19 protein-coding genes and 1 pseudogene are annotated in these 19927 nt (G+C 69.0%); 10 read left to right on the top strand and 10 right to left on the bottom strand.

Going from position 1 to position 19927, the window contains the following annotated elements:
• A partial coding sequence (locus RWP81_RS04265; protein ID WP_314452576.1) for a hypothetical protein occupies positions 1–194 on the bottom strand: 194 nt, incomplete at its 3' end.
• A gap of 223 nt (positions 195–417) precedes the next feature.
• Here RWP81_RS04265 and RWP81_RS04260 point away from each other — a divergent pair.
• Positions 418–1542, top strand: a complete 1125-nt coding sequence (locus tag RWP81_RS04260; protein WP_314452574.1) for a S1 family peptidase — start codon at positions 418–420, stop codon at positions 1540–1542.
• A 209-nt stretch (positions 1543–1751) separates the two neighbouring features.
• Here RWP81_RS04260 and RWP81_RS04255 read toward each other — a convergent pair whose 3' ends face one another.
• The 5 genes from RWP81_RS04255 to RWP81_RS04235 all read right to left on the bottom strand — a co-directional run bounded on the left by RWP81_RS04255 (position 1752) and on the right by RWP81_RS04235 (position 9436).
• On the bottom strand, positions 1752–3860 hold the full coding sequence (locus RWP81_RS04255) for an RICIN domain-containing protein (protein WP_314452573.1): 2109 nt from the start codon (positions 3858–3860) through the stop codon (positions 1752–1754).
• 197 nt (positions 3861–4057) lie between these two features.
• The gene (locus RWP81_RS04250; RefSeq protein WP_314452571.1) at positions 4058–5404 is read right to left on the bottom strand and encodes a sugar ABC transporter substrate-binding protein; all 1347 of its coding nucleotides are present in this window, start codon (positions 5402–5404) and stop codon (positions 4058–4060) included.
• 92 nt (positions 5405–5496) lie between these two features.
• Positions 5497–6342, bottom strand: coding sequence for a carbohydrate ABC transporter permease (locus RWP81_RS04245; protein WP_314452578.1), 846 nt, complete (start codon positions 6340–6342; stop codon positions 5497–5499).
• A gap of 50 nt (positions 6343–6392) precedes the next feature.
• Positions 6393–7331, bottom strand: coding sequence for a sugar ABC transporter permease (locus RWP81_RS04240; RefSeq protein ID WP_314452569.1), 939 nt, complete (start codon positions 7329–7331; stop codon positions 6393–6395).
• The gene (locus tag RWP81_RS04235; protein WP_314452566.1) at positions 7331–9436 is read right to left on the bottom strand and encodes a beta-galactosidase; all 2106 of its coding nucleotides are present in this window, start codon (positions 9434–9436) and stop codon (positions 7331–7333) included. Before RWP81_RS04235 ends, RWP81_RS04240 begins: the two co-directional genes overlap by 1 nt.
• A 144-nt stretch (positions 9437–9580) precedes the next feature.
• Here RWP81_RS04235 and RWP81_RS04230 point away from each other — a divergent pair, with 144 nt between their 5' ends.
• From RWP81_RS04230 to RWP81_RS04215, 4 genes are all read left to right on the top strand, one after another.
• A complete protein-coding gene (locus RWP81_RS04230) occupies positions 9581–10630 on the top strand; it encodes a substrate-binding domain-containing protein (RefSeq protein WP_314452564.1) in 1050 nt (349 codons plus the stop codon).
• Between the two features lie 86 nt (positions 10631–10716).
• The gene (locus RWP81_RS04225; protein ID WP_314452563.1) at positions 10717–11337 is read left to right on the top strand and encodes an NAD(P)H-dependent oxidoreductase; all 621 of its coding nucleotides are present in this window, start codon (positions 10717–10719) and stop codon (positions 11335–11337) included.
• Between the two features lie 71 nt (positions 11338–11408).
• Positions 11409–12386: an acetylxylan esterase gene (locus RWP81_RS04220; protein ID WP_314452561.1), complete on the top strand. Its 978-nt coding sequence runs from the start codon at positions 11409–11411 to the stop codon at positions 12384–12386.
• A gap of 219 nt (positions 12387–12605) precedes the next feature.
• Complete coding sequence (locus RWP81_RS04215; protein WP_314452559.1) at positions 12606–14078, top strand: Ig-like domain-containing protein; 1473 nt, start codon at positions 12606–12608, stop codon at positions 14076–14078.
• A gap of 40 nt (positions 14079–14118) precedes the next feature.
• Here the strand turns inward: RWP81_RS04215 and RWP81_RS04210 are convergent, their stop codons facing one another.
• Positions 14119–14679 (bottom strand): acyl-CoA thioesterase, encoded by a 561-nt coding sequence (locus RWP81_RS04210; RefSeq protein ID WP_314452557.1) that lies wholly within the window; start codon positions 14677–14679, stop codon positions 14119–14121.
• Between the two features lie 262 nt (positions 14680–14941).
• Between RWP81_RS04210 and RWP81_RS04205 the strand changes: the two genes are divergently transcribed.
• The 4 genes and pseudogenes from RWP81_RS04205 (at position 14942) to RWP81_RS04190 (ending at position 17488) form a co-directional block, all read left to right on the top strand.
• Entirely contained in the window at positions 14942–15448 is a 507-nt protein-coding gene (locus RWP81_RS04205) for a GNAT family N-acetyltransferase (protein ID WP_314452555.1), read from the top strand.
• Between the two features lies 1 nt (position 15449).
• A complete protein-coding gene (cofE, locus tag RWP81_RS04200) occupies positions 15450–16202 on the top strand; it encodes a coenzyme F420-0:L-glutamate ligase (protein WP_314452553.1) in 753 nt (250 codons plus the stop codon).
• A gap of 68 nt (positions 16203–16270) precedes the next feature.
• Positions 16271–16834, top strand: a pseudogene (locus tag RWP81_RS04195) (ATP-binding protein); the annotation flags it as partial.
• A gap of 21 nt (positions 16835–16855) precedes the next feature.
• A complete protein-coding gene (locus RWP81_RS04190; protein ID WP_314452580.1) occupies positions 16856–17488 on the top strand; it encodes a hypothetical protein in 633 nt (210 codons plus the stop codon).
• A 5-nt stretch (positions 17489–17493) separates the two neighbouring features.
• Here RWP81_RS04190 and RWP81_RS04185 read toward each other — a convergent pair whose 3' ends face one another.
• Genes RWP81_RS04185 through RWP81_RS04175 form a run of 3 tightly spaced genes read right to left on the bottom strand, consistent with a single transcriptional unit; the run spans position 17494 to position 19378 of the window.
• Positions 17494–18102 (bottom strand): energy-coupling factor transporter transmembrane protein EcfT, encoded by a 609-nt coding sequence (locus RWP81_RS04185; RefSeq protein ID WP_314452552.1) that lies wholly within the window; start codon positions 18100–18102, stop codon positions 17494–17496.
• Positions 18096–18731, bottom strand: a complete 636-nt coding sequence (locus RWP81_RS04180; protein WP_314452550.1) for an ABC transporter ATP-binding protein — start codon at positions 18729–18731, stop codon at positions 18096–18098. Before RWP81_RS04180 ends, RWP81_RS04185 begins: the two co-directional genes overlap by 7 nt.
• A gap of 41 nt (positions 18732–18772) precedes the next feature.
• The gene (locus tag RWP81_RS04175) at positions 18773–19378 is read right to left on the bottom strand and encodes a biotin transporter BioY (protein WP_314452548.1); all 606 of its coding nucleotides are present in this window, start codon (positions 19376–19378) and stop codon (positions 18773–18775) included.
• Between the two features lie 53 nt (positions 19379–19431).
• Between RWP81_RS04175 and RWP81_RS04170 the strand changes: the two genes are divergently transcribed.
• Positions 19432–19927: TetR family transcriptional regulator (locus tag RWP81_RS04170; protein WP_314452547.1), on the top strand; the 496-nt coding region annotated here is incomplete at its 3' end.

Here is a 19927-nt window from a genome sequence, read left to right as displayed (position 1 = left end):
CTCTCGGGCCGCACGACGCCGTCGCACACCCGGGCGACGAAAGCCGCGGCGTCGGGATCGGTCGGCAGCACGCCGCGGCGCGCGGTCGCGGGAGCAGCGGCACGCGCCGAGAACGCCCGGATCTCGGCGGCGGCCCGTGACGCGAGGTCGGAGGAGAGCGCTGGACCGGTGGCGCGAGGGTCGTTCGTGCTCATGCCCGTCAGCCTAAACATCGCGCGCGTGCCACCTCGGCGGCCCGCCGCGCAAGTCGAGGATCGGCACCGGCAGTCCCGACGACGGCCTGTCCCCCAAATGGCCGACAATTTTTGGACGCAAACCATCAATTCGCAAGAATTCCTTCGCATTCCGGCCGTCTCGTGTTTCGATAGCCGTGGGTACCCCAACCATTTATCCCCCCTGGATGGAAGGTCACTCCACGTGAACCGTTTCTCGAAGACGGTCGTCGGCGCTGCCGCGATCGGCCTGTTCCTGACCACCGCCGCCAGTGCCCCCGCGCTGGCGCAGACCCCCACCTCATCCCCCGACGCAGCCGTCAACGGTGTCGACGCCCAGCTGCTCGAGGCGATGGCGGCCGACCTCGGCACCGACGTCTCGGGCGCGCAGGACGTGCTGCGTTTCCAGGCCGACGCGGCCGGGACCACCGACGAGGTCGAAGGCGCCGCCGGTGACGCGTTCGCCGGCACCTGGCTCGACGAGTCCACGCAGACGGTGTACGCCGCGGCGACCACCGACTCGGCTCTGGACGCCGCCGCCGACGCGGGCGCCGTGCCCGTCGCCGCCGAGTACTCGCTCGCCGAGCTCGAGGCGATCACCGCGCAGATCGAGGCGAGTGGCGTTCCCGACACGATCCCCTCCTGGTGGATCGACGTCGAGGCGAACGACGTCGTCGTCGACGTCGTCGCCGGCGGCGAGCAGGCCGCGACCGCGTTCGTGGCGAGCCTCGGCGCCCCCGCCGACGCGGTGCGCCTCGAGACGGGCGTCGAGGCGCCCGAGACGTTCGCCACGATCCGCGGCGGTATGTCGTACCTCATCAACAACGCCAGCCGGTGCTCCGTCGGCTTCGCTGTGCAGGGCGGCTTCGTCACCGCCGGCCACTGCGGCGTCACCGGCGACAGCACGAACTACGGCACCTTCCGCGGCTCGTCGTTCCCCGGTAACGACTACGCGTGGGTGGCCACGCCCAACCACACCCCGGTCGGGCAGGTCATGGACTACTCCGGTGGCACCGTCGCGGTGAAGGGCTCGACGCAGGCCGCCGTGGGCGCGACCGTGTGCCGTTCGGGCTCCACGACCGGCTGGTACTGCGGGAAGATCCAGGGCTTCAACTCCACCGTCCGCTACGCGGAGGGCTCGGTCTCGGGCCTCATCCGCACGAGCGTGTGCGCCGAACCCGGCGACTCGGGCGGATCGCTGATCGCCGGCAACCAGGCGCAGGGCGTCACCTCCGGCGGCTCCGGCGACTGCACGGTCGGCGGCACGACCTACTTCCAGCCCGTCAACGAGATCCTGCAGGCGTACAACCTGCGTCTTCTCACCAGCTGATCCCCCCGGGTACCCCGAAGCCCCGGTCGCCACTAGCGGCCGGGGCTTCATCACGCTCGCGGGGCCGATCTCCCGGAAGCGGCCATCACGTGCGGGCGGCGCTTCCTCGGAGGGTGCACAGCCGCTGGCCGAGCACGGCCATCCTGGGGCGGCCCGAACGTCGTCGACGTCTCGGGGGCGGCCGCCGATCGACGGCCGCCCCACCTTCCTCAGTTCAGCGCGCCGTAGGGGGCCTCGATGCTCGAGGTCACCGGCCTGCCGTCGATGGTGGCCGAGGAGGTCACCGTGGCCGTACCCGCGGGGATCGACGCCTTCTGCGTGTTGATCGCAGCGCTCACCTTCTTCCCGGGCTGCACCGAGGTGAAGGACTTCTGCCCGTACGCGGTGCTGACGGTCATGTTGACCGGCACGGTGGCGTTGTTCGTCACCGTCACCGTGACGTAGACCTTCGAAGCGATCTTGCGCGTGGTCGCGACCGCGTCGGCCGGGAGAGCGGGCGTGCTCACGAGCGTCCATTCGTCGGCGCCGTCGGTCGCCGCGGGCTGCAGCGTGGCGAAGGCGCCGGCGCTCTGACCCGACAGGTACAGGCTCGGGTTCTGCGTCGACTGGAAGGCGACGCGGCCGGCCCCGCGGTCGACGACGCGGTAGAGGCCACCGTCGACGTTGTCCACCCACGACGCGATGCGCTGACCGGCAGTGGCATTGCGGGTCCAGATGGCCGCTTCTCGACCGCCGGACTTGTTCAGCAGGGTGACCGAACCGCCCGTGTCGGACTTCACGTGCCACTGCTGCGTGTCGGCGCGACCGTCGGTGCGGGGGTCCTCCAAGCGGATGTCGGGCTGGGTGTTGTTGCCGATGTTCGCGTCGGTGATGTTGCCCCCGGTGCCGAGCACCTGGCCGGTCTTGCGGTTGACCAGCTGAACGTACTCCCCCGCGGAATTGCCGAAGTCGACCTCGGCGCGGTTGATCACCGCCGGGGAGCCGGCACCGCCCCACGCGGCCTGGAAGATGATGACGCGTCCGGTCTTGGTCACCGGCTGGATGGTCCGGCTGTACCCGGCGCCGATGGGCACCTGGAACTGGGTCCATGACCCGTCGCTCCGGCCGCTCTCATTGATCCAGACGTCGCCGTTGTATCCGGAGTTGTAGGCGATGCGCCCATCCGGCAGGTTGACGAGCACCGGGTTCCCTCCGGCGGACAGCGGCGCCGAGCCCGAAGTGACGGGGAGGACATTGGCGCTCAGCCCGCCGCTGCTGGTGTCATCGCGGAAGCGCAGAGGGTCGTTGCCAGTCTTGTAGTGGCCGTCGGGACCCTCGCCGAAGTACTCGAACATCATGATGTACTTGCCGTCGGCGGTGTCGGCGATGGTCGTCATCCCGGGGCGCCCGCCACCGATCTGCGTCTTGCCGTTGCCGCGGTCCTCCGTGCGGCCGGTGACGTCGATGGTGGGTTTGCTCCAGCTGGCGCCGTCCCAGGTCTTGTGCACGAGAACCTGACCGAAGGAGTCTGCTGCCGTGTCGTTGGCCGGGTCTTCGATGGCCTCACCGGTCACCCGGTCCCAGCCGATGTAGTCGTTCTCATCGGAGTAGTAGACGACGAGCTTGTTGTCGAACACCCGCAGGTGCGGTTCCCACAGCGGGTCGACCTGACGGGTGGCGTTGGCCGCGGCGATGTTGCGTCCGATGGCGCCGGCGCTCCCACCCTGCCAGCCGCCCTGGGCGACGATGTCCACGATCGACCACGTGACGCCGTTGTCTGTGCTGGAATACAGCGCGATGGCGACGTTGCTGCGATCGCCGTCGTTGTCGGGAACCCAGGTGGGGTCGGCGGCCTTGCGCTCCTTGTAGTACTCGTCGTCGCCCGACACCACGGTCGACAGCAGCAGCGTCCCCGCCGCGAGAGAACCGATCTGCTGAGGGAGGACGTAGAAGTAGGGGTTCGTCCAGTTGCTGACGTAGGCGTCGTACTTCGGATCGTCCGACAGGTACGCCGGCGCCGGCACCTCCGACAGCGGCTGCCACGTGTCGCCCGAATCGGTGCTGCGGTACACGGGGATGGTCTGCCCGTCGGCGGTGCCGCTGGCCGCGACGACGGTGGAGCGCTCGAATGCGGCGACCAGATCACCGTTGGGCAGCTCTGCCGACTTGGTGTAGATGGCGCAGTTGCCGCGACCCTTCAGGCAGGGCTGGTCGTTCGGGACCTGATAGACGGGTCCGGGAGTGGGGGCGTAGGCCTGCGCGGCGCCCGCGCCCAGCACGCCCGCTGAGATGGTCATCGCTGCGGCCAACAGCAGCGCGGATGTCTTGGAGAACTTCATGATTCCTTCTTCGATGAATGAATGCGGAAGGTGGGCTCGGCTCCGGAGTAGAGGAGCCGGAGCCGAGCCCGGGGCACGAGGAGAAGAACTCCCCTCGGCCGTGAGGCGTGGAGCGCGTGCTCCACGAGTTCGACGGATGCCGCAGAGGCGGTCGTCCGACCGGTGGCGCGCCGCGGCTGCGCGCCACCGGTGGGGTCTTACTTGTTGACGGTGAAGCCCTGCGCGTTGCCGTAGTCGACGAGGTTGTCCTGCCACGCCTGCAAGCCGGCGTTCAGGTCGGTGCGGTTGGCGTACGCCTGGCCGACCGTGTCGGGGAACACGCTGTTGGCGTAGACCTGGAACGGCAGGTACTGCCAGCCCTCGACGACGTTCTGCGACGCCTCCACGAGGACCTTGTTGACGTCCTGTCCACCGAAGTACTCCGACGTGGCGCCCACGAAGGCGGGGTCTTCGAGCTGGGCGGTGGTCGAGGGGAAGCCGCCCGACCCGAGGAAGACGTCGATGCTCGACTCGGAGTTGTTCAGCCACTTCAGGAAGGCCGCGGCCAGGGCGGGATTCTTGGACTGCTTGATGACCGACTGCGCGCTGCCGCCGTTCTCAGCGGTAGCGGCAGAACCGTCGTAGCTGGGCAGCGGCGCGACGCGCCAGTTGCCCGCGCCCTCCGGGACGGAGCTCTCGAGGATTCCCGGCATCCATGCTCCGGTGATGATGGTGGAGATCGTGCCGTTGCCCAGAGCCTTGTACCAGTCGTCGCTCCAGGTCGGGATGTCGGACAACAGACCCGGTTCGAGCAGCTGGTTCCACATGTCGGCGAACTGCGTGGAGCCCGCATCCTGCAGGTCGATGGTCACGTTGGTGCCGTCGGTCGTGTAGGGCTGACCGCCCGCCTGCCAGATGAGCGGCTGCGTGAAACCGGGGTCGCCGGCGTCGTTGGTGATGAACTTCGACGGGTCGGCGGCGGTGAGCTTCTTCGCCTGGGCGATGTAGTCGTCCCAGGTGGTGGGAACGGTGAGTCCGAACTGGTCGAAGACGGCCTTGTTGTAGATCATCACCATGGGGCCCGAGTCCTGCGGGAGGCCGTAGATGCCGCCGTTCAGGTTGACCGCGCCCCAGGTCGAGGCGGTGTAGTCGCCCTCCAGGTCGCCGAAGCCGTAGCCGCCGAGGTCGAGCAGCCCGTCGGAGAGCGCGAACTGCTGCAGGGCGTAGTACTCGATCTGCGCGACGTCGGGAGCGCCGCTGCCGGCGGTGATGGCGTTCTGCAGCTTCGTGTATTCGTCGGTGGCCGTGCCGGCGTTGACCACCGTCACCTTGACGTTCGGGTACTCCTTCATGAACGCCTCGGCCTGCGCCTCTCCCGAGGGCGTCCACGTCCAGTAGGTCAGCTCGCCACCGGCCTCGAGGGCGGCGTCGAGGTCGGATGCCGAGCCGGGGGCGGCTGTGCCGCCGCCGCCGGCGCCGCAGGCCGTGAGCGAGACCGCTGCGAGTCCCGCCGTGAGCAGGGTGGCGACGACCCGTCCGGTCGTGCGTCGTGATGCCTTCAACATGTGAGGTGTTCCTTCCACTTCTTCGTGCGTAGGTGGGTGCTGGTGACCCGGGTGAGAGAGTCGGGTTTCGGTGTCGTCGCGCAGTGCTCTCGTCACTGCTTGACGCTCCCAGCGCTCAAGCCGGACTGCCAGAAGCGCTGCAAGAACAGGAAGATCACGACGATGGGAACGATCGTGATGAGAGACCCGGTGATGACCAGGTTGTAGATGGGCTGAGCGGCTACTCCCGAAGCCTGCGAACTCCACTGGTTGAGCCCGACGGTGAGCGGATACCACGCGGGGTCGCTCAGCATGATCAGGGGGAGGAAGTAGTTGTTCCAGGTCGCGACAATGGCGAACAGCGCCACCGTCACGATGCCCGGGGTGAGCAGCCGGATCGAGATGGTGAAGAACGTGCGCATCTCGCTCGCTCCGTCGAGTCGCGCCGCTTCCAGGAGTTCCGTGGGGACGGAATCGATCGTGTACACCCAGATGAGGTAGAGCCCGAACGGCGTGATCAGCGACGGGATGATGATGGACCACGGGGTGTTCGTCAGTCCCATCTGGCTGAACAGCAGGAAGGTGGGAACGGCCAGAGCCGTCCCGGGGACCGCCACGGCGCCGAGCACCGTGGCGAAGTAGGCGCGTTTGCCGGGGAAGGCGTACTTGGCCAGGCCGTAGCCGGCCAGGGTGGCCAGCAGCGTCGCTCCGCCGGCGCCAACGACGACGTAGAGCAGGGTGTTGCCCAGCCACCTCAGGAAGATGCCGTCGCGATAGGTGAAGGTGCCGACGATGTTGTCCCACAGTGCGAATGTGCTGCCGAAGCCCAGCCCGAACGTGGTGAACAGGTCGGCCTGTGTCTTGCTCGCGTTGACGACGAGCCAGATGAGCGGAATGAGCGCGTAGATGAGGAAGAGAATCATCACGACGGTGAGGGCGACCGACTTGCGGGGCTTCATCACCGAGTGCCCTCGTCGGGCCTTGGGGTTGACGGTCTTGAGCGCGGTGGTCATGAGCGGTCCTCCTTTCGGGTGCCCCTGAGCTGGACCACGTACGCGATCGCGGCGGTGATGACGCCCATGATGATCGCGACGGTGGCGGCGTAGTTGTACTGCTGGCCGGCGAAGGAGAGGTTGTAGGCGTACATGTTGGGGGTGAAGTACGTGGAGATGACGTTCTCGGCGAGCGGCTTCAGCACGTTGGGTTCGTTGAACAGCTGGAAGCTGCCGATGATCGAGAAGATGGTGGCGATGACGATCGACCCACGCGCGGCGGGGAGCTTCACGGCCCTGATGACCTGCCAGGCGTTGGCACCGTCGATCTCCGCCGCCTCGTAGAGGTCGGCCGGGATCGTCTTCAGCGCCGAGTAGAAGATGAGCATGTTGTAGCCCACGAACTCCCACGTGACGATGTTGCCGATGGATGCCAGGATCCACCTGCTCGAGAACGGCTGCAGCACGTCGGCTCCGAGCAGATCGTTGATGTTGGCGGCGAGCCCGAAGTTCTCGCCGTACATGAAGCCCCAGATGAGCACCGCCACCACCGCCGGCACCGCGTAGGGGAGGAAGACCACGATCCGGAAGAACCCCGTGGCGTACAGGCGTGCGCTGTCGATGGCGAGGGCCGCGACCATCGCCAGAAGGAGCATGACGGGCACCTGCACCAGCAGGAACAGCACGACCCGCACGAAGCCGTCCCAGAACTGCGGGTCGGTCAGTGCCGCGATGTAGTTGTCGAGCCCCACGAAGCTGTTTCCGCCGATGAGCCGGTTCTGGAACAGGCTGAGATACAGCGCGTAGGCGAGTGGTGCGATGAACACCAGGACGAAGACGACCGCGAAGGGGCCGGTGAACTGCCACCCGCGCCAGTCGCGGCGACGAGCGCGCGGCCGAGCCGGCGAAGGCGCCTGCGCGTCCCCCGTTCGGGCGCGCTCCGCGAGAGTGGACATCAACGGTCCTCCTCATCTGTGCTGCGGAGCACGCGGACGTCCCACGCGGCGAGACGCAGCGGGGCTCCGGTGAGGAGCTCGCCGGTCAGGGCGTCGGCGACCTCGCCGACCACGGTGGTCTCCACCGCTCGCCATCCCCAGTTGAAGACGAACCAGAATCGTCGTCCGGACGCTGCGACGCCCGACGAAACGGTCACGGCCGCGGGGACCTCGCTCACAGGTGAGGTCGGAGCGGTAGAGAGAAGACGTCGCGCGAGGGTACGCGCCAAGGCACGGTCGGGCACCGTGCCCACGACCGTGATGCGGCCGCTTCCCCAGATGTTCTCGGTGATCGCGGCGAAGTCGGAGAACCGAGGGTGGTCGTATGTGGCCACGGCCGTCGCGGTCGTCGGCAGCAGCCCGTCGATCCAGCGCGTCGCCGCCGCCGCCGACGACGTGCGTCCGCTCGCTTCGGCGACGGGGACGAGGCCGTCGATGTTGGAGAACTCCTCGTACGACACCCCGGCCGCCTGGGCGAAGCCCGGGGGTGCGACCTCGACACGCGCACGCGCCTCCTCGTCCGCGTAGGCGGTGCGCGGGCCCAGGACGAGGTGCCCACCGCGGTGCGCGTAGTCGCGGAGCACCTCGATCTGGGAGTCGGTGAGGACGTACGCCCCGGCGGCGATGATGACGGGGAACTGCGTCACCAGCGCCTGCGCGCCGAGTTGCTCCGCCTGCTCGACGTGAAGAATGCGGGTCTGGCCGCCGGCGTCGACGATGCCCCCATGGAACGCGTCGACGATCTGCTCGTAGGACTCGTCGTCCGCGCGCCCGTCGGTGGCGAACGGCGGCATGTACTGCAGGGCGTAGCGGCTGGGGTTCGACCACAGCACCGCGGCATCCGCGTCGGGAACGAAGCCGTCGAGCGACGAACCCAGGGCGGCGAAGGCGGCACCGATATCGGCGATCTCGCGATAGATACGGCCGGGCTCGAGGCTGTGCGGCAGCACGCCACCCCAATAGGTCTCCGCGCCGTGGGGCAGCGTGTGCCAGTGCCAGTACTCGATCATCGCCGCGCCTCGCGAGACGAACGCCATGGCTGCCTGCCGCAGCTGACCGGGGTAGGGCGGGTGGTTGTTCTCGGCGGCGTCGATGGCCTGCGCGTTGGTCTCGGTGATGAGGTACCGCGCCTGCTTGGAGGAGTAGAGCCGGTCCGCCTGCCGGAGCAGTCCGGCGACGCCGCTCGTGGTCCAGTAGTTCAGACGTGGCAGCTCGGTGCCGGCATCCAGCCGATCCTGCATGCCGTAGTACGGGTTGCCCGAGGCGATGTCGAGCGTCTCGAAGACACCGCGGTCATCGACGCCGCGCCGCGGGTACTGCAGGCACGTGGTCACGAACTGGTCGTCGCGCGCGTATTCACGGACGAGTTCGGCCTGCCAGCCGATGAAGTCGGTGGTCACCTCCGCCTGGAACCGTCTCCACGCGAGGTCGTACTGCGGAAAGGTGTTGCCGTCCGGTCGCCACAGCTCGCTCCAGTCCGCGATGCGGTGCGACCAGTACGTCAGTCCCCACTCGCGGTTCAGGGTCTCGACGTCGCCGTAGTGCTCCTTCAGCCGGCGGACGAACCGCGTGAAGACGCCGTGGTTGTGCAGCAGTTCCAAGCCCGGCTCGTTGTCGACCTGGAAGCCGATGATGGCCGGGTGCGAGGCGTAACGCGCGACGATGCGGCGTATCACGCGTTCGGCGTGGAAGCGGAACGCCGGGTGGGAGTAGTCCACCTCCTGCCGAGCGCCCCAGGCGATACGTTCGCCGGTACGTCGCTCGCCGGCGATCTCGGGGTACGCGGTCTGCAACCACGGCGGCACGGCGTAGGTGGGGGTCCCGAGAATCACTCGGATGCCGCGCTCGTGGGCGGCGTCCAGGACACGCTGCATCCACTCGAGCTCGAAGACCCCGTCGCGCGGCTCCCAGGTCGACCACACCGACTCCCCCACCCGGATGACGCTGATGTCGGCGTCGACCATGAGATCGAGATCGAGGTGCAGTCGGTCGGACCGGTGGTACTCGGGGTAGTACGCGACCCCGAACAGGATTCGTTCGAAGGGTGCGGGCGCGGCTGCCGTCATGCGGGAACTCCATTGTCAGCGTCGGGATCGCAAACTTTTATCGGTAACCGTTTACGACGAGGCCTATTGTCATCGGTAAAAGTAGGACTTGGCAAGTCCGGGTCCGCGGGGCAGACTGAGGATGAGTCAGGAGGAAGCCGCACCATGACACTCGAGATCAGCGACGACGCTCCCCGCGCGAAGGCTCCCGCCCGTCGGCTCGCCACCATCTACGACATCGCTCGCGAGGCCGGGGTCTCGCATCAGTCGGTCAGTCGCTTCATGCGCGGAATGCAGCAGCGTTCCGGTACTCGCACGAAGATCGAACACGCGCTGGAGGTCCTCGAGTACAAGCCGAACCTCACCGCCCGGTCGCTGGTGACGGGGCGATCACACCGTCTCGGCGCACTCACGCACGAGATCGACCAAGTCGGTCCGAGCCAGGTCCTCCAGGGCGCGAGCGCTGCGGCGCGCGACGCCGGCTACCTGCTCGACATCGTGGCCCTCGACATGGGCAACACCGACGAGATCACCCAGGCGCTCGACATCCTTCTGCAGCACGATCTCGCCGGGGTCGTCGCCCTGGCGTCCACCGACCAGATGCGTTCGGCCGTCGCCGACGTCGCCATCGATGTCCCGGTGCTGGTCTTCTCCGAGCAGGACGAAGACGGCGACGCCGGCAGCTGGCTCAACGGCATGCCCCTCGTCATGGAACACTTGATCGGCCTCGGCCATCGACGTATCGCGCACATCGCGGGGCCTTCGACGTGGTCCGCCGCACGTAATCGTCTCCACGCCTATGAGCATGCGATCCGCGAGCATGGGCTCGGACGTCCGCTGGTCGCGGAGGGTGACTGGTCGGCGGCGTCGGGGTACCGTGCGACCCAGATACTCTTGCGCGCCGAGACCCCCACCGCCATCGCCGCGGCCAACGACCAGATGGCCCTCGGTGCGATGCTCGCGGTGACCGAAGCCGGCCTCACGGTTCCCGACGACGTCAGCGTCACGGGTGTGGACGATACCCCGGAGGCCGCGTTCTACTTCCCGCCGTTGACCACCGTGCGCGTCGACTTCACCGCCGAAGGTCGCCAGGCCGTGAACGACCTGCTCACGCAGCTCGACGCGGACGAGACCGTCGACAGCACACCGCGCCCGCTGCAGCTGATCGAGCGTCGCTCCACCCGCGAACCCCGCGGAGCGGCCGACCGCACCTGAACCGCGGGCCCGACCGGGTGCCGACCCGGGCGCACTTCCCCGTCAAGAGCCCGGGATGATCCGGGGCCGCCCGCGAGACTGACGCCATGCGAGTCCTCCACATCATCTCCTCCCCCCGACACGACGGCGCGTCGGTGACCGTGGCCACCGCCCTGATCGACGCCCTGCGCCAACGGCATCCGGACCTCGACGTCGACACGCTCGACGTGTGGCACGAGGATCTGCCGGAGTTCGACGAACGCGTCATCCGCGCGAAGTACAAGTGGGTCGACGGCGACGACCTCGACGACGCCGAGTCTCGAGCCTGGACGAAGATCGAGTCCCTCGCACGTCGCTTCCGCGAAGCCGACCGCATCGTGCTGGGCGTGCCGATGTGGAACTGGTCCATCCCCTACAAGCTGAAACAGCTCATCGACCTCGCCGCCCAGCGCAACCTGCTCTTCACCTACGACGGCGTGCACTTCGGTCCCGCCGTCGACGTCGCGCGGGCCGACGTCGTCTTCGTCCGCGGACAGTACTACGGCGAGGACGGACCCACCCCCGGGTCGATCTTCGACCACCAGGTCGCGTTCGTGGAGTTCTTCCTGCGGACGATCGGCGTGCACGATGTGCGATCGCTCATCATCGACCGCACCTGGGACCCCGCCGCGGCGGAGGCGATCGCCGACGGCGTCACGCGGGCGCGGGAGCTCGCCGCCTCCGACTGAGCCTCCCTGCGTCGCCGACCCGGTGTGCGCGCTGAGCGGTCGCATCCCCGCGGCCGCTACTGTCGATGTCCATGGCCGTGACCTTTACCGACATGCCGATCGAGTCGCTTCGCGCGTACCGCCCCGATCTCACGGAACCCGCGGGACTCGACGCCTTCTGGACCGAGACGCTGCGCGAGGCGCGGGCAGCGGCCGGCCCCACCCGTGTCACGCCCGTCGACGCCCCGGTGCGCTCGCTCCACGTCTTCGATCTCACGTTCACCGGCTTCGACGGCGATGAGATCCGCGGCTGGGTCGTCCGTCCGCACGGCGACGAGGTGCTGCCCGCCGTCATCGAGTACATCGGCTACGGCGGCGGACGGGGCCTGCCCGGCGAGCGCCTGAACTGGGCCGCGGCCGGCTACGTGCACGTCATTATGGACACGCGCGGCCAGGGCTCGACGTGGAGCGTGGGAGCCACGCCCGATCCCCACGGTTCGGCGGCAGCCTACCCGGGCGTCATGACGCGCGGCATCCTGGATCCGAACGAGTACTACTACCGCCGGCTGTACACCGACGCCGTCCGTCTCGTCGACGAGGTGCGGGCGCTCCCGGGAGTGGATGCCGGTCGGGTCGCCGTCACCGGCGGAAGCCAGGGCGGCGGGCTGGCGATCGCGGCGGCCGCCCTCTCGGGTGACGCGGTGGCAGCGGTCATGCCCGACGTGCCCTTTCTCTGCGACTTCCCGAACGCCATCGTGCGCACGCCCTCGCCGCCGTTCACCGAGATCACGCGCTTCCTCTCGGTGCACCGCGACGACGCCGACCGCGTGCTGCACACGCTGTCGCACGTCGACGGCGCGGTGCTCGCGCGGCGGATCAGCGTACCGGCGTACTTCTCCGCCGCCCTGATGGACGACGTCGTACTGCCGTCAGGGGTGTTCGCGGCGTTCCACGCCCTGGCCTCGGACGACGCCACGCTCGAGGAGTACCCCTACAACGGCCACGAGGGCGGCGGATACCGGCACTGGATGAAGCAGGTCGCCTGGCTGGACACCCGCTTCGGTAGCTGACCCGGGGCCCATCCCGGAAGGGGTGATGCCGACGCTCCGTCGACGTGATCTGCCGGGTGAATGGCAGTCACCCTTGGCTGCCTCGTCGGCACCCAGCGCGTAGGACGTCGACAGGCCGTGGAATGCTATCGCCTCCTTGGCGGCGCAGTTCCTCGACGATGGGGCACTCGCCGATCCTGCCAGTATGAGCTGCTCAGCCCGATCGAGGATGAGGACCATGTGCGGCACGACGACACGACCCCCCTTCCCCCGACGCGACGAACAGTCCTGACCGGCGCCGCGTGGGCGGTCCCCGCGATCGCCCTGACCGCCGCCTCACCCGCGTACGCGGGGTCGAACAGCGCGCTGATCACCGTGTCGACACCGCAGCAGCAGATCGTCGCCACTGGGGCCACCACCGTCACCGCCACGGTCACCACCGAGGCGGGCGCTCCCGCCGTGGGGAAGGCCGTATCCTTCACCGCGCCATCCGGTGCGGTCGTCACCCCCAGCATCGCGACGACCGACGGCAACGGCGTGGCGACCGCACAGATCGACCTCGGCACCCCGTGGCGCACCCCGGGATCCACCGTCATCGTCACCGCGACCGTCGGCGGCGACTCGAAGGCTCAAGCTCTCACCGTGCTCGGCGCCAACGCCCTCGCCGCGGGGGCCTGGGACAGCGGACTCCGCAGCTCCGGCGCCACGCGAACGACGTTGACCCAGATCGAACTCGTGTTCCCCTCCCCCATCGTGCAGATCGCCTCGTCTGTGCTCGTCCTGCTGGAGGACGGCACCGTCTGGACCCGCGGCTCGAACAGCTTCGGGCAGCTCGGCATCGGTTCGACGTCGACCGGTCGAGAGGCCTGGGGCATCGTGCCCAACCTGACCGGGGTCACGCAGATCGCCTCGGGCTTCCTTCGGTCCAACTACGCCGTACGATCCGACGGCACGCTCTGGGTGTGGGGCTACAACGGGTTCGGGCAGCTCGGACTGGGCACCACGACCAGCGCCACCGTGCCCACGCAAGTCGCGAGCCTGTCGAACGTGACACAGGTCGACGCTCAGCGAAGCACCGCTTACGCCCTCGTCGGCGGCGCCGTGTACGCGTGGGGGCAGAGCGACTACGGCCAGGTCGGCAACGGCACCTCCGGCGGCACCGCAAGAGAGGTATCGCCGGTGCAGGTCGTCGCGGGCGGGGTGGCCCAGATCGCGACGAACACCTCGCGCTGCGCCGCACTGAAGACTGACGGATCCGTGCTGATCTGGGGCTTGAGCTACGCGACGTCGCCGGCACCGTTCACGGGCGTTTCGGGAGTGACCTCTTTGGGCGCGGCGTCGACGACGATGTACGCCCGATTGACCGACGGATCGGCGCAGAGCTGGCTCGCCAACTCCTCGGGCCAGGGCGGCAACGGCGACACGACGACCTCGCTGACGATGGCTCGACCGATCGTGAGCCTCACCTCGGGAGTCCGTGTCCTCGCCGGGAGCGGTGTCGACCAGGGAAATCAGACCGGCACCGGCTACGCGTGGATGGACGACGGCAGCCTGCGCTCGTGGGGCCACAACCGCTACGGCGAGGTGGCCGACGGCACCACGACCAACCGCACCTCCCCGCTCACCCCCGCCCTACCGACGGGCACACCCCCGATCGTCGGGCTGACCGACGTCTACGGCGACGTCTTCGCCGTCGTCGTCAAACCCGACTGAGCGTGCGCGCGGCAGGCGCCGGCCGGCCGGCAGCCGTGCACTACTCCCAGACGCTGGGCGCCGGACGCTTCGTCGACGGCAGCGCCGAGCCCGCCGCCCACTCGTGCACCCACGGCTCGATGTCGGGGAGCCCCTCGGGTCGTCCGACGGCGGCGAACAGCTCGTCGTGGGGCACCGTGCCGCCGGTGCGGCGGAGGATCCGCGCGCGGATGATCGCGCGCGCATAGATCTCCTCGCCGACGAGGGCGCGATGCTCGAGGTACACGGCCCGGTCGTCGTGGCCGATGAGGCGCGTCTCGAGATCGAACCGCTGCCACAGCTCGAGCGAGCGGCGGAAGGTGATCGTCTCGGCGGCGACGACGGCGTACCAGCCCTTCTTCGTCATCGCCGCGACGAGTCCGGAGCGGGTGAGAAGGTCCCATCGCCCCAGATCGAACAGCGACAGGTAGCGGCCGTTGTTCAGGTGGCGCAGCACGTCGATATCGGTGGGCAGCACCCGCAGCCGCAGTCGCGTGACCGTGTTCGGATCGAGGGGGCCCTCGCGTCGCAGGCGGCGGCGGGCACGGAAGAGCACCAGGAGGGTGCGCCAGAGGACGTTCACGAGGGGCGAGCGTAGCGATCCGACCACCGATCGACCATCGCGTTGTGCGCGATCGACAAACGAGGCGCCTCGGGATCCGACTCCTGCGGGCCCCGGCGAAATGTCGAGTGTCCACGAAACGCCGTCGCGTCGCGCGCGGGACGGCGTGTTCCGGACACTCGACGGAGACGGGCGCGGCGATTCGTGACCCACCTCACTACCCCATCGCGAGGGGCCCCGCCACGGATTTCACCCAGGCCGATCCCGCGCGTAGAGTCGCGCCATGACTGCGGAAACCCGAACCGACATCGTCGTCCGTCCGGTGCGCGACGTGGATGCCGAGGCCCTGGGCCGCGTGCACGCCACCTGCTGGCACGAGACGTACGACCACCTCATCAGCAAGGCGGCCCTCGAAGCCGTCTCGCCCCGACGCATGGCCGAGCTGTGGACCCACTGGGCCTCTCAGGGCGACGACTACCGCATGCACGCCGCGCTCGTGAACGGCGAGATCGTCGGCTTCGTCGGCTCAGGCCCGGCCCGCGACGACGACGCCCCGCGCGAGCGCGAGCTGTACTTCATCTACCTGCTCGACGCGCATCACGGCACCGGCATCGGCCAGCAGCTGTTCGACGCCGCGGTCGAAGACGGTGAGGGACTGTACCTCTGGGTCGCCGACGACAACCCGCGCGCCCACCGCTTCTACGTGCGCAACGGCTTCGCGGTCGACGGCGCCTCGCAGACGCAGCCCTTCCTCGGCGAGGAGCTCACCGAGGTGCGTTTCGTCCGCTGACGTGCTGCAGGTCTGGGCCCTCGACGGCATCCGTGAGATCACCCCGGGAGACGACCTCGTCGGGGTGGTCCTCGATGCGCTGACACAGCCTTTGCAGAACGGCGACATCGTCGTCGTCACGAGCAAGATCGTGTCGAAGGCCGAAGGCCGGATCATCCATGCCGACGACCGCGAAGACGCGATCACGCGAGAGACCGTGCGTCTCGTGGCATCCCGGACCTCCCCCACCGGACACGTCACGCGCATCGTCGAGAACCCCCTCGGGATCGTCTCGGCTGCTGCCGGCGTCGATGCCAGCAACACCCCCGAGGGGACCGTGCTCCTGCTGCCCGTCGATCCCGACGCGTCGGCCCGACGCCTCGCCGAGGGCCTCCGTGCGGTCGCTCGGGTCGGCGTGATCATCACCGACACCCTGGGCCGCGCTTGGCGCGAGGGCCAGACCGACCATGCCATCGGGGCCGCCGGCATCCATGTCTTCGAGGATCTCCGCGGGACGACGGATGCCGAGGGCCGACCCCTCGTGGTGACCCTGCCGTGCGTGGCCGACGAGATCGCCGCGGCCACCGACCTCGTCAAGGGCAAGGCGTCGCGCCGCCCCGTCGCGATCGTGCGCGGCCGCGGCGACCTCGTCGGCGACCTCGACCTGCCCGGGGCACGTTCCATCGTGCGCGATCCCGCCCGCGACATGTTCCGCCAGGGGGCCGACGAGGCGTACGCCGAGGGATTCGTGGCGGGTCGCGCGGCGCGCGACTGACATGTTAGCTGTTTTATGTGGCTTTAGTCATTTCGGATAAAGCGTCCTAAATCGGGTAACGTGAGAGCGTGCACGCGCTGACGAATCCCTACACTCCGAACGCTGGCGCCGAGCCGCAGGCGGTCGTAGGTCGCGACGACCAGCTGGGCTCCTTCGATCTCCTCCTGGCTCGTATCGAGCGTGGGCGCACCGAGCAATCGATGATCATCACCGGCCTGCGCGGGGTGGGGAAAACCGTCCTCCTGGGACAATTTCGCTCGAAGGCTCTCGCACGTGACTGGGTCGTCGTCGAACTCGAGGTGAGTAAGAACGATGAAGGACATTTCCGCCGCACCCTGGCCACGAAGTTGCGGACCGCGTTGTTCGAACTGTCGCCGAAGGCACGCTGGACCGAGCGATTTCAGCACGCAGCCGCGGTTCTCCGCTCGTTCACGGTCAGCGTCGATCTCGCGGGATCGCTTACGGCCGGTCTCGACGTTGACGCAGCGCACGGCTTCGGCGACCACGGCGACCTCGCCCTGGACGTGACGGATGTGTTCGTCGCGCTCGGAGAAGCTGCACGGGAGCGGGATCGAGGAGTCGTCCTCCTGCTCGACGAGGTTCAATTCCTCAGCAAGCAACAGCTCGAAGCGGTCATCGAGGCTCTGCACAAGATGGTCCAGCGCAAGCTTCCCGTCACACTCGTCGGCGCGGGGCTCCCTCAGATCGCGGAACTCGCTGGCGATGCGAAGTCATACGCCGAACGGCTCTTCAAATTTCCATCGATCGGCAACCTCGGCGACGAAGACGCGAAGGCGGCGCTGACGAAGCCTGCCTCCGAAGAAGATGTGCGCTTCGACGAAGAAGCTCTCACCGAGGCGCTCCGGGTGACCGGCGGGTACCCGTACTTTCTGCAAGAACTCGGCTACGCCGTCTGGACGGTGGCAGAAGGTCCGCGCATCTCTCAGGACGACGTGGTGACAGCGGTCCCGGGCTACGAGGCCAAGCTCGACGAGTCCTTCTTCCGGGTTCGGCTCGACCGAGCGACGGAGATGCAGCGTGCCTATCTCCGAGCGATGGCACAGCTCGGCCCGCAGGCGCAGAAGGCGTCCGACGTTGCGGACGTCATGGGACGCACCTCTCAGAACCTCGGCCCGACTCGCGCGGAACTCATCAACATGGGATTGCTCTACACTCCCGAGCACGGTTACGCCGCGTTCACTGTGCCGCACTTCGACACGTTCATGATTCGCGCCATACCGGTTCTCGACGTCCCGCCCCTTCGACCCCGCAAGCCCCGCGACTGATCGGGTCAGCGGATGCCGCGCGCGGCGAGGGCGTCGCCGAGATCGTCGGCGTGGCGGAGAGCGAGGATCAGCAGCGGCAGCGCGCCGCGGGCGAGGGAGGGACGCAGGCCCCGTGCTCGCTGCGCATCGCGCACCTCGGCGGCCGACCGCGCGAGCACCGGGATCGTCGTGAGCGAGATCGTCAACAGCAGCGCGGCGCGCTCGGCGTCGACGCCGATCCGGCGAAGGGGTCGCAGCCCCCGTTCGAGCGCGTCGAGCATGGCCGGCACAGGAGTCGTCAGGGAGAGAAGCCCCGCGACGACGACGGCCGCGACCACGCGCGCGGTGTTGGCGGCCGCGGACTCGGGCCCGAGGAAGACCAGCTGTCCCGCCGCGGTGATCACGACGACCCAGCGCAGTGACCACCCCTGGCGGGCGAGTTCACGAAGACCCTCGACCGGGCCCATCCCCGCCGCGGCGTACAAGGCGAAGGGAACGCCCACCGCCACCGGTACGGCCGCCCACGTCGACGGGAGAGCCGCGAGCGCGACCGCCACGAGCGAGACGGCCACGAGCTTCGGGCCGGCCGGCATCCGGTGCAGCCATCCCTCTCCCGCGCGGTACGTGCTCAGCACACCAGGGCCGCCTCGTAGGCGTCGACGACATCGACGGCGAACCCGGATGCCACCACCCGGCCGTCCGCGAAGAGCAGCGCCCTCTCGCATCGGCGTGCGAGCGTCAGATCGTGCGTGACCATCAGGAGCGCGTGTCCGGTATCGGCGAGGAGGTGGTCGGCGACGAGGCGGGCGTTTCGCGCATCGAGGGAGGCGGTGGGCTCGTCGGCGACGACGAGGTCGGGCTCGCGGACGAACGCGCCGCACAGCGCGAGAAGTTGCTTCTGGCCACCCGAGAGATCGTGCGAGGGACGGTCGGCCAACGCGGAGAGTCCGAGCCGCTCCAGGGCGGCAGCCACTCGGCGGTCACGTTCCCCTCGGTCGAGACGCGCGGGTCGCAGCGACAGCGCGACATCGTCGGCGACGGTCGGCATGACGATCTGCGCGTCGGGGTTGCTCAGCACGAGTGCCACCCGTCGGCGGAGCTCGGCGGCATCCCGCTGCGGTTCGAGTCCGAGCACGCGGAGGTCGCCGACCGACGGGCGGACCAGGCCCGCCACGAGTCGCGCGAAGGTCGACTTGCCCGATCCGTTGTCGCCGATGACCGCGACCGTCCGCGCGTCGAGGTCGAGGGTGACGTCCCGGAGCACCCCGCGCTGCCCGAGGCGCGCACCGACGCCCGCGCACCGGATCACGCGTCGACCGCGACCTCGGCCGCTCGCCGTCCGGTGACCGGCGCACGCCAGTCGCGGCGGAAGCCCCGCGGGTACGCCCTGACGAGCATCGTCACCACGATCGTGGCGACGGCCGCCTTCAGCAGATCGCCGGGCACGAAGACCAGGCTGGTCAGGGCCGTCTCGGCGAGCGGGAGGCGCGTGACGAGACTCTGGACCGGGATGCCGAGAGCGTAGATCGCGCCGATCCCGCCGGCGAGCATCGCCAGTGCGGTGCGCCAGACCACGGGGCGCCGTCCACCCGCGTGCACGATGAGTCCGATGACGATCGCCCCGAGGATCCAGCCGAGGGCGTAACCCGCAGTGGGGCCGAGGAAAACGCCGATCCCCCCTCGCCCACCGGCCAGCACCGGCAGACCCACCGCGGCCAGCGCGAGCAGCACGGTCACCGACAGGGCGCCGAACCAGGGGCCGAGGACCGCGCCGGCGAGCATCACGCCGAGGGTCTGCGCCGTGATCGGCACCCCGCCGAACACCGGGAAACTGCCGGGGAGCCCGAGAACCGCGATGAGCGCGGCGAAGACGGCGATGCGGGCGAGATCGGTGGCGTCGGCTGTGCGCATGACGGTCCTTCCTGAACACTGTTCACCTGAACGCCGTTCACTATACTCACACCATGGCTCCCCGCGGACACTCCGCCGACGACGTGGCACGTACCGCGCTGCGGATCCTCGACGATCACGGCCTCCCCGACCTCACGATGCGACGCCTCGCGACCGCCCTCGAGGTGCAGCCCAGTGCCCTTTACTGGCACTTCCCCAACAAGCAGTCGCTGCTCGCCGAGCTGTCGGACCGGATCGTCGGACGCATGGCATCCGGCGCCGCGACCGACCTGCGCACCGAGGCCCATGCCCTGCGCGACGCGCTCCTCGCCTTCCGCGACGGCGCCGAAGTGGTGTCGAGCACCCTGGCGCTCGGCCTCGGCGCGCCGCTCGCGAACGACCGGCTGACGGCCGCCGTCGTGGCCGACGGGTTCGACGTCGAGACCGCGAGCCGCGTCGCCACGACGGTGCTGCACTACGTGCTCGGCTTCGCCTGGCACGAGCAGCAGCGCCTGCAGTACGACAGCGTCGGCGTGCGCGGCGGCGGTGCCGGTGCGGCGGGTGTGGGGC

Origin of the sequence: uncultured Microbacterium sp., assembly GCF_963521695.1 — a bacterium.
Taxonomy (GTDB): Bacteria; Actinomycetota; Actinomycetes; order Actinomycetales; family Microbacteriaceae; genus Microbacterium.
This window is presented reverse-complemented; position numbering and strand designations above follow the sequence as displayed.